Source organism: Fervidicoccaceae archaeon, from assembly GCA_038734945.1.
In the GTDB taxonomy this organism is placed as follows: Archaea; Thermoproteota; Thermoprotei_A; order Sulfolobales; family Fervidicoccaceae; genus ARK-14.
The window spans coordinates 102,104-116,670 of record JAVYOA010000002.1 but is presented as its reverse complement, the minus strand read 5'-3'; the positions used below and the strand labels follow the sequence as shown (position 1 = coordinate 116,670).

At 41.6% G+C, this 14,567-nt stretch carries 14 protein-coding genes; 6 read left to right on the top strand and 8 right to left on the bottom strand.

Annotated elements, in window-relative coordinates:
- The first annotated feature begins 11 nt into the window (after positions 1-11).
- On the top strand, positions 12-2,144 hold the full coding sequence (locus QXR92_01840) for a DEAD/DEAH box helicase (GenBank protein MEM0318750.1): 2,133 nt from the start codon (positions 12-14) through the stop codon (positions 2,142-2,144).
- On the opposite strand, the gene QXR92_01835 is transcribed toward QXR92_01840, so the two are convergent.
- From QXR92_01835 to QXR92_01825, 3 genes are read right to left on the bottom strand one after another with little or no spacing between them, the layout of a single operon-like run.
- Positions 2,122-3,696 carry a radical SAM protein gene (locus tag QXR92_01835; GenBank protein ID MEM0318749.1) on the bottom strand — a complete coding sequence of 525 codons (1,575 nt, stop codon included), beginning with the start codon at positions 3,694-3,696 and terminating at the stop codon, positions 2,122-2,124. The two genes, QXR92_01840 and QXR92_01835, sit on opposite strands and share 23 nt — an antisense overlap.
- Positions 3,697-3,728: 32 nt before the next feature.
- On the bottom strand, positions 3,729-3,992 hold the full coding sequence (locus QXR92_01830) for a winged helix-turn-helix transcriptional regulator (GenBank protein MEM0318748.1): 264 nt from the start codon (positions 3,990-3,992) through the stop codon (positions 3,729-3,731).
- Between the two features lie 3 nt (positions 3,993-3,995).
- Entirely contained in the window at positions 3,996-5,225 is a 1,230-nt protein-coding gene (locus QXR92_01825) for an ORC1-type DNA replication protein (protein MEM0318747.1), read from the bottom strand.
- Positions 5,226-5,366: 141 nt separating this feature from the next.
- Between QXR92_01825 and QXR92_01820 the strand changes: the two genes are divergently transcribed.
- Positions 5,367-6,713: an MmgE/PrpD family protein gene (locus QXR92_01820; GenBank protein ID MEM0318746.1), complete on the top strand. Its 1,347-nt coding sequence runs from the start codon at positions 5,367-5,369 to the stop codon at positions 6,711-6,713.
- A gap of 5 nt (positions 6,714-6,718) precedes the next feature.
- Entirely contained in the window at positions 6,719-8,380 is a 1,662-nt protein-coding gene (locus tag QXR92_01815; protein MEM0318745.1) for a TIGR04190 family B12-binding domain/radical SAM domain protein, read from the top strand.
- Positions 8,381-8,431: 51 nt separating this feature from the next.
- On the opposite strand, the gene QXR92_01810 is transcribed toward QXR92_01815, so the two are convergent.
- Positions 8,432-9,190, bottom strand: a complete 759-nt coding sequence (locus tag QXR92_01810) for a hypothetical protein (protein MEM0318744.1) — start codon at positions 9,188-9,190, stop codon at positions 8,432-8,434.
- Positions 9,150-9,716, bottom strand: coding sequence for a hypothetical protein (locus tag QXR92_01805; GenBank protein MEM0318743.1), 567 nt, complete (start codon positions 9,714-9,716; stop codon positions 9,150-9,152). The genes QXR92_01810 and QXR92_01805 overlap by 41 nt, the downstream gene beginning before the upstream one ends.
- Before the next feature lie 221 nt (positions 9,717-9,937).
- Here QXR92_01805 and QXR92_01800 point away from each other — a divergent pair, with 221 nt between their 5' ends.
- Positions 9,938-11,134, top strand: a complete 1,197-nt coding sequence (locus QXR92_01800; protein MEM0318742.1) for a pyridoxal phosphate-dependent aminotransferase — start codon at positions 9,938-9,940, stop codon at positions 11,132-11,134.
- Positions 11,135-11,156: 22 nt separating this feature from the next.
- Here QXR92_01800 and QXR92_01795 read toward each other — a convergent pair whose 3' ends face one another.
- The 3 genes from QXR92_01795 to QXR92_01785 all read right to left on the bottom strand — a co-directional run bounded on the left by QXR92_01795 (position 11,157) and on the right by QXR92_01785 (position 12,724).
- Positions 11,157-11,660 carry an adenosine-specific kinase gene (locus QXR92_01795; protein MEM0318741.1) on the bottom strand — a complete coding sequence of 168 codons (504 nt, stop codon included), beginning with the start codon at positions 11,658-11,660 and terminating at the stop codon, positions 11,157-11,159.
- Between the two features lie 5 nt (positions 11,661-11,665).
- Positions 11,666-11,959, bottom strand: a complete 294-nt coding sequence (locus QXR92_01790) for a hypothetical protein (protein MEM0318740.1) — start codon at positions 11,957-11,959, stop codon at positions 11,666-11,668.
- 132 nt (positions 11,960-12,091) lie between these two features.
- Positions 12,092-12,724 (bottom strand): hypothetical protein, encoded by a 633-nt coding sequence (locus QXR92_01785; GenBank protein ID MEM0318739.1) that lies wholly within the window; start codon positions 12,722-12,724, stop codon positions 12,092-12,094.
- 93 nt (positions 12,725-12,817) lie between these two features.
- Between QXR92_01785 and QXR92_01780 the strand changes: the two genes are divergently transcribed.
- Both QXR92_01780 and QXR92_01775 read left to right on the top strand, forming a co-directional pair.
- The gene (locus QXR92_01780; protein MEM0318738.1) at positions 12,818-13,501 is read left to right on the top strand and encodes a PHP domain-containing protein; all 684 of its coding nucleotides are present in this window, start codon (positions 12,818-12,820) and stop codon (positions 13,499-13,501) included.
- Between the two features lie 802 nt (positions 13,502-14,303).
- Positions 14,304-14,555: a DUF131 domain-containing protein gene (locus tag QXR92_01775; protein ID MEM0318737.1), complete on the top strand. Its 252-nt coding sequence runs from the start codon at positions 14,304-14,306 to the stop codon at positions 14,553-14,555.
- Positions 14,556-14,567 lie beyond the last annotated feature (12 nt).

The window sequence follows — 14,567 nt, the reverse complement described above, 5'->3', positions numbered from 1 at the left end:
TGGTGGTTCTGATGCTTTTTTCTGAGCTCCCTCTTCACAATATTTTAAAACTGAAGCTGGAGAGAAAGGGAGTTAAAGAGCTCTATCCTCCACAGGAGGAGGCAGTAAAAAAAGGAATATTCAATGGAAAAAGCCTATTGATGGCAGCCCAGACAGCTTCCGGAAAAACCTTACTAGCGGAGATTTTAGCAATTGATCATATACTGAAGGGAAAGGGAAAAGTGGTCTATCTGAGCCCACTTAAAGCACTTGCAGACGAAAAGTTCCACGATTTCAAATCTTATGAGGATCTCAATCTTAGAACAATACTCACAGTTGGAAACTATGACTCCTCTGAACCTAGGCTCGAGAGATATGACATAATATGCACCACATATGAGAAAATGGACAGCTTGGTTAGACACAGACCATCATGGCTAAACGATGTTTCTCTCATAATAATAGATGAAATTCACTACTTGGATGATGAGAAGAGAGGACCGGTGCTTGAGAGCCTAATTGCTAACTTGAAAATCTTGCTTCCATCTTCTCAGTTTCTCGCTCTTTCTGCTACTGTTGGGAATTCCATGGAAATAGCTTCATGGCTATCCGCAGATGTCGTCGAAAGCAGTTGGAGACCAGTTCCTCTCAGGGAAGGGGTATATCTCAATGGCAAAATCAGATTCTCAGATGGTGAAGTGAAGAAAGTGAAGAAAAAATTTTCTTCTCCAGTTCTCGATCTAGTTTCCGATACGATAAATGAAGGGGGACAGGTGCTGGTATTTGTAAACAGCAGGAGGCGGGCTGTTGCGCTTGCAAAATCCATCACAGAAAAGCTCAGCATAGGTCCTGACAGCATCTCAGAGGAAATTGCTGACAAGATAAAGAAATCCAGCGAAGTTATTTCTCTGAATGAGGAGCTCTCAAAGCTAATAGAGAAGGGTGTTTCATTTCATCACGCTGGACTCACTGTTGAGCAGAGAAGAGAGATAGAAAGAGGCTTCAGAGAAGGAGGAATAAAAGTTATAATAGCAACCCCTACGCTTGCTGCTGGAGTCAACCTTCCAGCGAGAAGAGTTGTAGTTGACAGTTCAGAGAGATACGTAGCAGGTGAAGGCAGCGAGTCAATCAAGATCATCGAGTACAAGCAGTTTGCTGGAAGGGCAGGAAGACCAGGATACGATGAATATGGAGAAGCAATACTTATAGCAAGGACAGAGAAAGAGGCCGAGGATCTCCTTGATACATACATTCGAGGACAGCCAGAGAAAATCAAGTCTAAAATGGGTTCTCCCCTTAGGTTCAGAACCCATCTTCTATCTTACATTGTCGCTACTGGGGGAACAAACGATTCAGGAATTGAGAAGTACATAAGAAGCCTCCTTCTCTATAGGCAGTCATCGCATAAATTTATAAAGGAATTAGTCTCCGAATCCCTGAACATGCTTATCGAGGGAAATTTTATCATCAGCTCAGGTTCTTTTTATTCACCAACGGAGCTTGGTAGGCATGTAGCTGAGCTCTACATAGATCCCCTCACAGCCCTATACTCAATTGAGGCTTTTAGAAAAAGGAAGAGGCTTACCGAGTTCTCAGTTATGCACCTAATTGCAGCTTCTCCAGACATGCCAAAATTGAGATTGAGAAGAGGTGAGCTAGCGAGAATGGATGAGATCTTCACTCAGTTCTTTCCGGAGATGCTTCTCGGACTCCACGAAAGAGACATAGAATATGAAAAAGTATTGGAGGAGGTGAAGACTGCCTCCTTCCTACTGGACTGGATAAATGAGGTCCCTGAGCAGGAAATCTGCGACAGATATGATATAGGACCGGGCGACATATATTCCTACATAGAATCAGCCAGCTGGATAGCATATGCTATAAGCAAGCTTGCCGAAATAGTTCCTGAAGCAAGGGAGAACGTAGAACTTCTAAGAGAGCTGAGCATAAGGGTGGAAAACGGCATTAAAAGAGATCTAGTGGAATTAGTACAGATTCCAAAGATAGGAAGAGTAAGGGCAAGGAGGCTCTATAATGCAGGCTTCAAGAGCCTTGCTGATATAGCTAAAGCTGGAGAAGTTAGATTGAGAAGTATAGAGGGCATTGGGGAATCTCTAGCCAGGGATATTATGAATTATGTTACTAGGGAGGAGAGATCTCACTAGTTCTACATTGTGATACAGGAACACCCTTCAAGCTCCTTCCCTTATAACCAACGATCTTGGCATCCAAAATGCATGGAGGATTGAACCTTCCTCTCAGCTCAACCATTATTGGATAGGACCCGAGCTGCCTAGCATAGGTATTCCCCCAGCTCTCGCTTCTCTCAACATATAGGTTTCTCAGAATGGCTCCCGGCGGCACAACCATTCTCAGAAAAGCTGGATCGTATTTGTGCCTCACCAACCAAATGAATCGTCTTGCCCTTTCCTCATTTTTACTCAATATCGATTCCTTCCACATTGAATGCAGCCTAGTTCCTGGAATAACGAGGACTCTTCTTATGTTTATTCTTCTAACCATCAGCTTTCTTCTCAGAAGCTCATCCAGAAACTCCAGATTTCGCTCATATGTTTTAGCTCTCTCCCCTGGCAAGCCAAGAACGAAGTTTATCCCAGGAAGAATATGGGGTAAGCCATTTTCCCCAACAGCTCTCCCAACTTCATTGACAACCTCCACTGCTTTTACAGCATCCTCAAAAGTCACATTCAAATTGTTCATCTCCACAACCTCTTCGTCAGCACTTTCAACACCAAAAGCTAGCACATCTCCAGGGGAGTGATATTTCATTATGCTGAGAATGGCCTTCTTCGATTTTTCTGGGTAGGAGGAAATAACTGAGGGATTCGCATTATCCACATGTATATTAGAATTTCCAGCTGCTTCTCTTAGACCCTTGAAGAAATAATCGAGAAACTCCGGATTCGGCTCTGGGTTTTCCTTTACTCCCAAGTCAGTGGATCCATATGATAATATATCTGGCTGCCTCCCAATTCTGAAGCTCCTTATTCCTTCACTATACAAAGCCCTAACTTCTTCTATCACTTTCTCAGGAGGGCGAACTACTGGTTTTCCATAGAGAGGCTCAATGCAGAATGAGCAACCTCCAACTATCCATCTGCTGCACCCCCTGTATGTCTCAATTTCCGCTGTGAGATTGTAAGCATAATTTGGATGCTGTCTGACAATTTTGGCACCAACAGTGGCAAACCTATTCACTTCATCATAGCTCTTCCTCTTTACCCACACATCCACCTTTTCGACTCCGAGCTTCATTACTTCACTAATATAAATTTCTGGATCCCCGCTCACTACAGCTCCATAGAAATTTTTGAAGCTAGACGGAGATATGGCGGGCTTACCCCCCTCCTCCCCCATTCCGAATCTTGCAGCAGGGCCCACGAGGACGGTGAATGTATTATTAAGAACCATCCCTATGCTTTTCACCTCTTCAGGTGTTATGGGCCTTCCACCAATGTACTTTCCTGGTACCACTACTCCGGCAATCACCACAGTTATCTCGGAAGTAGAAGCCTCTGAATAGAACGATGAGAAATTCTTTCTAGCCTCATCAATTGTGTAGTATATCACCTTTGTGTCCGGACTTGAGCTCCAGATTGCTCCAGCAATATACCTTGGATAGACATCTATGAAAGGAGGAACGCCCAGTCCGGCAGGCTCATCGGTATATCCATCCAATATAATGACTTTTTTCATCTTTCTTCAGCTCCATAGCGATCAGTAAGAAGTTACTTCTCTATCCATTCAAGAGCCTCGAGAACATCTCTTAGGAGCAGAGCCTTTTGACTTGCATAGTTTATGGAGTACAGTTTTGCCCTCCCAAAAGTCCTCTCATTCACCAATTCCATGTTGATTAGCTCTCTAAGGTATTTCTTAACGTAATTGTAATTTAATCCACTCTCTCTCGCAATTCTCGAAATATTGACTTCACCATATTCATAGATTATCTTGAGTACTTTGTACTTGCCTCTTCTCCATAGGCTATTGAACATCACTCACTTTCCTCGCTTGCTGAGGAGATCCTCCACTTTCCTCTCCAGCTCCTCAAGTGGCCCACCTATTATGCCTAGAAGCGTGCTTTTCCCTCTATATCCCCTTCCACTGCTTCTTGCTACTATGATTCCCATGCTTTTCAACTTCATCATGTTTGTATAAAGCTGAGTGTGCTTCCTTGCTCTCTCCCTGTAGCTCTCACATATCTGCCTGTAAACACTTTCAACTTCCCCCATTCTCACGAAACTGCTTCCAGATCTCCTCAGAGCCTTAACAATGGAAAGGAAGATTATGAGCTCATGAGTTTCCAGGGACTGAAGCTGATCTTGAAGGAGGGCAGTTTCTGGTCTAACCACAATCTGAGCCTTTCTTATGTCATCAATTGTTATGCTTCCTCTTCCCTCGGAGTCTGCGCTCTCTCCAGCTCTCACGAGTATCTCAAGAGCCGTTCTAGCGCTTCCCAGCCCCCCTCTATCATGCCCCTCAAGGAGAGAAATGTACCTCAGTCCTTCTTCAGATATAACACCTGGAAAAAGGGCCTCCTCTGCCCTAACACGAAGTATATCATAGAGCTCGGAGGAACTATATGGGGGAAAAGATATGATATCATGCATGAAATACGAGCTCGAAGCTTCGCCCCCCAACTCAAGTACGCTTGGATCTCTGACTATGAAGATGTAGTTCACTCTCTTTCTTTCAAGCGAATAGTCATCATATAGCCTGACCAATGTATATAGGGGATTGCTGATGGAACTTGATATCATGAAATAATCGAACTCGTCCAAAGCAATGAGAGCATAGGCGTTCTTTCTCTCAAGATCATCGAGCAGACCCCTCAGAAGTTCCTGAACGCTTAATCCCCTCTGTGGGAGAGCTATACCAAGGCCAGATGAAATAGAATGTATTACCTGCGGAAGAGTTCTGGACTTGAAGCAGTTAACATGGACGTACCTTACATTAATGCCTTTTTTCCTAGCCAGGGAGGAGATGGTCTCTCCGAAGACCTTCGCTGTTACTGTTTTACCTGTTCCATAGGAACCGGTGAGTACAACCCTCAGCATCTCCTCTCCTGGAGATGTGAAGATTCCTTTGAACCTCTGGGTGAGCTCCTTCAGCTGCTTTTCCCTGTGGGGGAGCACTGATGGAGTATATTCTGGATACAGCTTGTATTTCTCTCTAAACACGGATGGAGCCTTCAGCTCCTTCTCTATTATTTTTTCGAAATACGACATGTGCTCTCCCAACCAATTTGTTGTTTCAGGATCTTGCTGCTCTCTTTAAATAAATAGTTGTCCGAAAGTATTTTTTCTATTTGATAATATTAACCTCGATCGGCTAAAAAATAAATTAGTTTTTTTGGCGAGGTGCTTAAATTGGGGAAGGGCAAGCTGAGAGAGCTTCTGGACAATGCTGCAGAGATTGCTGAAAGAGCAAACTTTAGAGAGCACAAAGCTGCCCTCACATCTCTTATAGATACAATTTCTATAGCAATGGCTTCTCACTCAATCGATTCGAGAGTGAAAAAGCTGAGAGAAATTCTTCTTCAAAATGGGAGCGGCAGGGGGGACGCTATCGTCTTCGGTGAAAGGATGATCAGGGTAGACGATACCACGGCCCTCGTTCTGAATTCCTTCGCAGCTCACTCGCTTGAGCTCGATGACTGGCTTCCTCTGGGCATACTTCATCCTGGAGCCTCGATAATCCCCTCCGCCGTACTCCTGGCTCAAAAAAAGGACCTGTCTCTGGAAGAAATAACTGCAGGAATAATTTATGGATATCAAATAGCAGAGGAGTTCGGCAGATGGCTAGGGAGATCTCATTACAGAACATGGCACAATACATCTACAGTGGCAGGAGTAGCAGTGGCCGCAATGCTCTCTTGGATTGATGAGAGAGAAGATGATAGCATACTCAGTTCTATGTTGCTAGCAATTACATATGCTGGAGGCTTTATGCCGCTCATCAATAGACTTGTTGTAATAAAGCCCATGAGTCCTGCTCACGCTTCTCTTGTTGGATACTACTCATACATGATGAGCGAGGCCTTCACAAGCCTCTCAAGGGAAACGTATGATGTAGAGGAAAAAATATGCAGCATACTATCGAAACAATGTGAAAATAATCCTCAGACTGAGAGGGAACCAGCAGTTCTCAGAATAGGCTACAAGATATTTCCAACATGTAGGAACAGCCACACAACCATTCAGGCTTCTCTAAAGCTGAGCAACCAGGTAGATTTGAACAACATTGACAGCATAGAACTAGAAGTTTTTGAGGAAGCATCTGAAGTTGCAGATGTTGTCTCCCCATCCACTCTCGAGGAAGCCATGTTCAGCCTCACATTTCTCACAGCAACTGCATTAGTGAAAAAATGGGTTGGACTTAAGGAAATATTTGAGTCGCTGAGCGATCCGCTGGTAAGAGAGATTGAGAAGAAAGTTAGGGTTAGAGTGCGTGAGGACTATACTGCGTACTTTCCAAAGAAGCATCCAGTCACTGTCAGAGTGAAAATGAAAAATGGGACAGTTTTAGAGGAGCATGAGGACATACCATACGGAGATCCTTCCAAAACGCTCACCGAGGATGTTCTTTACGAGAAGCTGAGATCACTTTCTCAATATTCAGGAAACAGGAGAATACTTAAATTTATTGATTTAACTTTAAAAAATAATAACAATATGAAAATAAATCAACTATTCAGAGAAGTATATGAAGACTGATCAAAATGAAGGCGGATCTACTGCTCATACACCCACCAAGCTATTTATATTTTCGAGAGGAGAAGAGAAGGTTCGGCCCTATAAGTGATGTTATTCCCTCAACTCCGATATTTGATATGTACCCCTACGGATTTCTCACCATGTCATTTCACTTAATGAAAAAGGGCTACAGAGTTTCTATAAGCAATCTAGCAGCTAAAATGATTCTTGATGAGAGCCTTAATCTTCAAAAATATATTGAGAGCATCGATGCTGGTGTTGTTGGAATAGACCTTCATTGGATGGTTCATTCTCACGGATCCATAGAGCTTGCTAGAATGATAAAGAAAGAAAGACCAGACATTTTCATAGTTCTGGGAGGTCTTTCAGCTACAATTTTTCACAGGGAAATATTGAGCAAGTTCGACTGGATAGATGCCATCGTTCTTGGAGACACGACTGAAATTCCTATGGAAAGGCTTCTTGATAGCTTGGCCAATGGTAAGAATCTTCAGGACATACCTAACTTAGCTTTCAGAGAAGGAAACAGGATAAGAGTCAATCCTATTTCGTTTGTTCCAAATGATATCAGTGACTATGGATTAGATTACCACGAGCTGTTCAAAAACCTCTCCAGTTCTAAGGATCCAGTAGGTTGGCTTCCTTTCGCCGATTTCATTAGGCATCCAATAGGTGGAATAATTCTCTACAAGGGATGCCACTTCAACTGTCTTGCCTGCGGTGGATCTAAGTATGCATATGAAAAATATTTTAAAAGAAAACACTTGGCCCTAAAATCACCAAGAGCAATCATTAATGAAATGAGGAGCATAAGCGAGTACATGGACATGCCAATTTTCCTTGTTGGTGACATACAGCTTATGGGAAGAGGTAGACTGGAAAAGCTGTTGGAGGAAATTAAGAAGGAAAGGCTATCAGCAAGAACCATATTTTTCGAGTTCTTCATACCTCCAAGCAGGGAGCTCATAGAAAAAATATCCTCAATAGATGCCGATATTTACTTTCAGATTAGTCCTGAATCCCATATAGAGGAAGTCAGAAAGCTCTATGGAAGGCCATACGGAAACAATTCCCTATTTAATTTTGTTAAGAATTCAATCGGTTTGGGCATCAAGAGAGTGGACATTTACTTTTTAATTGGCCTACCCAGGCAAAGAGTTGAGGACTCAGAAACTCTCCCACGCTTTATATCTTCCCTTCTCGAAGAACTCCCAGAAGAGAAGAGAAACAAGGTTGATTTCTTCGTGGCTCCTCTAGCACCATTCATCGATCCAGGAAGTCGTGCATTCGATAATCCAGAATCGTTTGGATACATAATCACAGCAAGGAGCCTATCAGAGCATATGAATTTGTTGGAGAACGCTTATGATTGGAGGGGAATGTTGAACTACGAGACCCTATGGATGAGCAGAATAGATATAAGTAGAGCTACATATACAGCATCAAGAAAGCTGACCGAAATAAAGAGAGATATTGGGATACTTAACAGGGAAGAAGCTGAGCTCATTCTTGATAGAATAGAGAAGGGATATAGTGAGAATGCTCTTGAGAAGGAAACAGTCTCTCTCTCAGATCTATATCCTTCTCAGCCTATTCCTTTTTCAATTATGGAAAAGGACTCCAATGTTCTCATAAGTATAATCAAGAACTTGCTTGGCTTGGATTGAACAAAGAACGAGAAGAACTCACAATAAAAAGTCATTTTAGATCTTGAATTTTTAATCAAGTGGTTTTAGAGAAATTTCGAGCGGAAGTCCTTTAGCTATTTCTCTCAACTTTAGTAACGGATCGCTCCCACTCTTCCTCCATGAATTCAGAATTTTCTCCGCTTTTTTTGGTAAATCAGCCAGTGATTCCAGCATTTCATCTGTAACTATCCACGTTCTCTGAATGTATAGCGCAAATCCTCTGCATGCTATACCAAAAAGAATTCCCCCATCAAGAAAGAAACTAACTGCATTTCTGAGATCAGCTGTTGAAGGGAAGCACGAGACTGAAGCAGAGAGATCCTTGATTGATGGGTGTGTATGAATAGCTATGCATAGAGATGAAGGAGGAAAAAGCACGCGATCCCTTTCCCCTTCGATAGCTATAGCAGTACCATCATCTGTAATGAAGACTGCGTGCTCCATACCTACCATCGCTGTTCTCCCTACAACAAGCTCTAATGCTTCCTTTCCCAGAAAATGGAACTCCTCGGCAAAAGTCAAATAAGCATCCTTGAGAGGGATTCCTCTTCCCTCATCTTCCTCTAGCACAAGAGAAATCTTCTCTCCATACCTGCTTTTGAATCCCTCAATCACATCTCTGCTTATATTTCCTGAGGCAAAGATCCTCCCTCTATCGAAGTCTATTGATATATCTCTGCCTCCCTCGAGCAAAATATCCTCACAAGCTTTTATTCCAGTGCACATTTTTTCTATCTTTCTAGCGCCCTCAATTCTCAGCTCCATTTGCCACGGATTTCTTCTCAGCAAAAATCACCCTCATTCCCTGATCTGTATCAAGGACTATATCGAATGGTTCTCCAGCAAATTTAATTTCCCCCTCATATACGTAGAACTCCCTCGGCATAGTTTTTCTTATCCATTTAACCTCCCACCTTTCCCCCTCCCTTATCACCTTTCCAACGCCATTCAGCCTAGCTGGCCTATATAGAAGAATCCCAGGCCACTTTGGTTCATTTATATATGCTCCTAAATGAATAGTAAACCCCCTTCCAGAGAGATCTATAAGAAGAAGACCATCTTTTACCTTATTCTTCATGCTGTTTTTCAGCCTCTCAAGAATTCTCGTCCCCTCTTTGAGTGCCTCAACCGTCGATGTTGATTCAATCTTCTCGGTTTGGAGGTTTTCCTCAAACGGGATGTAGCCATAAATGGCTAGCTCTCCCAGATCCAGTACATATGGTTGGTAGAGAGAAATAGTCGCGACAGCCTCAACCTTCCCCCTTTCCTCTCGGGAAGCTTCTTCCTTTCTCGCTTTATTCGCCTTTCTCGGCAATTTCAATCCCAATTATCTTAGATCGGCACTCCTTTATTATGATTTTACATTCACAAGCTATATATTATCGCTTTTAATGACAGCTTTTTTCTCAGAAAAAATTATTATTTTTTTCTTTTTTTGCTTTCATAATTTCTATAATATCTTTTATTGTTAGGTAAGAAATAGGTTGAAAAAATTTAAAATTATCAAAAAAGGAAATTAGGAGTGAGGTTAAAATCATGAAAATAAACGGAGCACTCAATGAACTCGAAGGAGAGCAAGCCTTCTACTTCCTCTCAAAGGCACGGGAGGTAGCGCAAAAAACTGGAAAGAAAATAATCAGCTTTGGAATAGGACAGCCAGACTTCGATACATTCTCGCATATAAAAGAGGCAGCAAAAAAGGCCATAGATGAGGGAAAGACGGGATACACTGAATCTGCAGGAATACCTGAGCTTAGGGAATCAATATCGAGATATCTCAATAAGAAATATGGAGCGGGCGTTGACTATAGAAACATATTGGTCACAACGGGAGGAAAGACAGCCATATTTCTTGCCATGTCAGGAGTAGTGTCAAAGGACTCTGAAGTTCTAATCGTGGAACCATCTTACTATGCCTACGGACAGACAGCAAAATTCCTTGGAGCTAAGCCGATCTATGTATCAATGAGATGGCTGGGAAAGGACAAGGGCTTTGAGCTTAATTTGGAGGACCTGAAGGAAAAAATATCATCGAAGACCAGTGCCATTGTTATAAATAATCCTGATAATCCTACTGGAAACGTTTTTGGTAAGCAAACCATAAAAGCTATATATGAAATAGCAAGGGATCACAACATAGCCCTCATTTCTGATGAGGTTTATGATTATTTCATCTATGATGGAAACTTCTATAGCATTACGCAGATAGATGGATGGCAGGAAAATTCCATTCTGATACAATCCTTCAGCAAAACATTCAGCATGACTGGATGGAGACTGGGATATCTGGCTGCTAAAGAGGAATTGATTCGTCTATTGGATACATTGGCAGTGAATGTCTATAGCTGTGCTCCAAACTTTGTTCAGTGGGCAGGAATATCTGCTCTGGAAAGCAGCTTTTCTCCTACTTTTGAGATGATAAAGGAGTTCAGCGAGAGGAGAAAGATACTTTACAAAAAGCTGAACGAGATAGCTGGAATTGAAGCTTATCTTCCTGGAGGAGCTTTCTACATGTTCCCCAGGATAACCGAAGCATTGAGAAGAACAGGCATGACAATTGACGAATTCGTGATGAAGCTATTGTGGGAGAAGGGAGTTCTAATACTCCCGGGAAGAAGCTTTTCTATACAATACGGCAGCGATTTCGTCAGGTTCAGTTATGCCACAAAAAGAGAAAATATAGAGATAGGTGCCGAGCTTATTAAAGAGTTTGTTGAAGAAAAAAGCAAGTGATTTCTCGCTCGCACTCTCAGCCTTATCTTTTGTATCCTATCTTTTTTAGAAATTCAATTCTTTCCTCCACATCCTCTTTTTGCTCTATACCTACCGGGACATACCCATCGACTGCTCCAAGAACAGCTCTTCCCTGATTAGTTTCAGCAACAATAATTTGTACTGGATTGGATGTTGCGACATATAGGTTTACCACTTCTTGGACATTCTTAAGTGCATTGAGAACATTTATTGGCCAAGCGTTTTTGAGAAATATAACAAATATGTGTCCTGCACCTATCCTCTTAGCAGCAGACACGGCAGCATCTATCAGCTCTTTATCATTTCCATCATATCTTATTAGCCTCTTCCCGCTCGCCTCATTGAAAGCTAGACCAAACTTAATTGAAGTAGAGCTGGTCACAAGAGCTTCATATATATCTTCAACGCTCTTTATGAAATGACTCCTTCCGACAATTATATTGGCTCCTTCAGGTATTTCTATGGTTACAACCTCCAGGCGAGGGGATTCTCCTCCCTGGGACAACCAGTTCACCTCAATATATCAATGAGATCGGCTAGAGCTTCATTATCTCTCTTCTCTATTATCTTTGCTTTAACTTTATCTCCTACAGTGCATCCTCCATTTACATGTATCTTCACTCTGTTGAGTATGCCTACACCCCTTCCTTTTTCATCAATATCGCTTATTTCAACAACTACTATGGAGCCCGGCACTATTCTGTTGTTCTGTCCAAACTCCTCTGGCCTAGGTATTTTTGGATAGACGCTCCAGCGAGAGTAGTCCCTTGTATACACTTCTTTATGATCTCTGTATTTAGTCATTAGAAACATCACCATTTAGCTCCAAAAACGAAAGCTTTGATGCTCTAGCTCTTAAAGTAAGACTCTTTATTCTAGAAGACTTGTTTTCCCTCATATTCAATTATCCTACCTTCCTTCCTAGAATCTATTGCATCACTGCTCCTTTATTAATTTAATGGATATTTCCTCAGCAATCCGCACGATCTCCTTCAAAATCTTTATCTGCTCAGCGAATTTTCCCTCCATTTCTCCCATTTTCTTTAGAACCTCCTCTACGAGTGGAAGCTCCTCAAAAGCAACTTTTTTGAACAACTTCTTATCTACATAGTCAAGCTTGGGCTTCGTTGAAAGCCTTCTGAGAGACTCAAGCAGCCTTTTTGGCTCCAATGAAGCATACATTGCCATTATTATTTTATATGAATCCTCTTCCTCCTCTTGTTCCTTCTCGTCAGAACCAAGCTCTCTCTCTACAGTATATATATCGTAGAATCTCCACCAATGTTGCTTGCTGGACTTATAAGAAGTCTCTATTATCCCATACTTCTTCTCCATTATTCCTAATATTGTTCCTGGGTTGTATTGCTCTCCGGATTTCTCGAGAATTTTCCTAACTCCCCTAAAATCAAAATCTCCCAGAACATTTTCCTCAGAATTTTGAACTTCCCTAGCTCTGATCAATGCTGCCTTGAGAACCTTCTTTCCTTTCTCCCCATATTCAGATATGAAGGATTTAAGCCTGCTGCTGAAATCAACTGCTAATGTCTCTCCTCTTTCTTCTTCTTTCAAGCTCTCATCCTGACAAAGATCCTTTAAACTCCGATCAGTAAAAAACTTAACTCGAAGGAAATTTCCGAAGAAAGAGGATGCAAATTGCCCAAAGTGAGAGCAGATTTGCACATGCACTCCATATACAGTGATGGAGAGCCAGAGCCAGAGAGAATTCTCCTTCAATCTCTCAAAAAAGGATTGGAGGTAATATCGATAACAGATCATGATACATTCATGGGATCCATTGAAGCGATGAGAAAAGTCGAGGAAAAGAAACTGAAAATCCTTTTAGTTCCTGGAAGCGAAGTTAGAACTTCAATGGGAGATGTTCTCATCTACTGCATGACTCCTGTTAAAATAGAGAGGAACATACCTCTCGATAAATTGATCCAGTTAGCTGAGAGCTTTGGCTGTTTACTCGTTCCAGCACATCCTTTCGATAGGCTGAGAAGAGGAATTGGTGAAATGGGACTAGAGATCTTATCAAATAGCTTTAGAGCTATGGAGTGCTTCAATGCCTCATCCTCATATATTTCCAATAGGAAAGCTTACAAGTACGCTAAAGATAAGGGAAAGGCTTGTCTAGCAAACAGTGATGCCCATACGCTAGCAGGCATCGGATCATTCAAAACTCTCATAGATATGGATCTTGAAGAGGGAATAGAGGGCTTTTGGAAAGCATTTGAGAGGAACTCATTCCTTCCAGTTCTGAGTGTTTCTCAGCTTGGCGCTTATCTTGACAAGCTGAGGTGGTCAATAAAGAGAAAAATCATACAGCAATTCTCAAAAAAATAGATCTTCATTGAGGTTAATTGATTTTTATTGCTATAGCGTGGAGAAGCCTTCTCTATTCAATTTTGGTTCGGAAGAATCTAAAATTAGCCATGCATAAAGTATACACAGCTCCATTCAAGACCACAAATATTCCAGGAAATTTTTACAATTGGAGAGCTAGAGCTCAAGGCTTGAAAATCCAACTGTGAGCATCATCTTCACATTCCCACAAAAAAGAGAAGGGCATAGACTTAGCAATCGCTAAGCCCTATTAAGTTAGATTCATTAATTGAACATGAGCGATGTAAATGCATAAGGGTAAATGCTTTAGAAAGCAAAGGAGCATCCGGTCAAAAATTCAGGGAATTTAAGAAGAGGCTGCTATTGAAGTATAATGGAGGAGAAGATGGAAAGCAGATTCGATCTCATAAGGCTTCAAAGATTATTGCTGAGATCACCAGTGAGAAGCATGCTAAGGATGTTATGCAGTAGAGGTGAGGAGGAAGGATGAAAATCCGTGAATTCCGAAACGCTCATCCAATAAAGGGAACTATAACATTATTTCCAAAGAAAAAGGTAGTGATTGAAAGAAGCTGTAACAATTGTGGGTTATGCGTCGAGATATGTCCAACCAACGCTCTATCGATATATTCAAACGAGGTAAAAGCTAGCAGCAGAAAATGCATCGCTTGCTACGCATGTGTTATACTTTGTCCGAGAAAGGCTATAAAGATAGAGTGGTTCAATGGAATAAAAAAAGAAATAGAAATTGAAGACAATTTTTTTAGGGAACACGATTAAAAATAAAATAAGGGAAAAAAGCTTGATCGAGCGAGATCTCCTGTCAATTGGGATGATCCTAATATTTGTGGGCTTCGCAATTATATTGATAGGAGGAATAGCTCTCGCTCTTAGAAGCAGTGGGGAAATTGAGAGCGGTGGTATAATTTTTATTGGGCCGATTCCAATTCTCTGGGGTTCATCAAAAGAAATATCTAGAAATCTTTTAATAGTAACAGCAATTATCTCTACATTGCTGCTAATAGTATATCTGTTGCAGTACCTAAAGCACTGAGGAAGTGTGGAA

Bases quoted from the DNA above. Each gene is read 5' to 3' on its own strand.
- QXR92_01815 (MEM0318745.1), top strand. From the start codon at position 6,719: ATGAAGGCGGATCTACTGCTCATACACCCACCAAGCTATTTATATTTT.
- QXR92_01790 (MEM0318740.1), bottom strand. From the start codon at position 11,959: ATGACTAAATACAGAGATCATAAAGAAGTGTATACAAGGGACTACTCT.
- QXR92_01800 (MEM0318742.1), top strand. From the start codon at position 9,938: ATGAAAATAAACGGAGCACTCAATGAACTCGAAGGAGAGCAAGCCTTC.
- QXR92_01840 (MEM0318750.1), top strand. From the start codon at position 12: ATGCTTTTTTCTGAGCTCCCTCTTCACAATATTTTAAAACTGAAGCTG.
- QXR92_01825 (MEM0318747.1), bottom strand. From the start codon at position 5,225: ATGTCGTATTTCGAAAAAATAATAGAGAAGGAGCTGAAGGCTCCATCC.
- QXR92_01830 (MEM0318748.1), bottom strand. From the start codon at position 3,992: ATGTTCAATAGCCTATGGAGAAGAGGCAAGTACAAAGTACTCAAGATA.
- QXR92_01835 (MEM0318749.1), bottom strand. From the start codon at position 3,696: ATGAAAAAAGTCATTATATTGGATGGATATACCGATGAGCCTGCCGGA.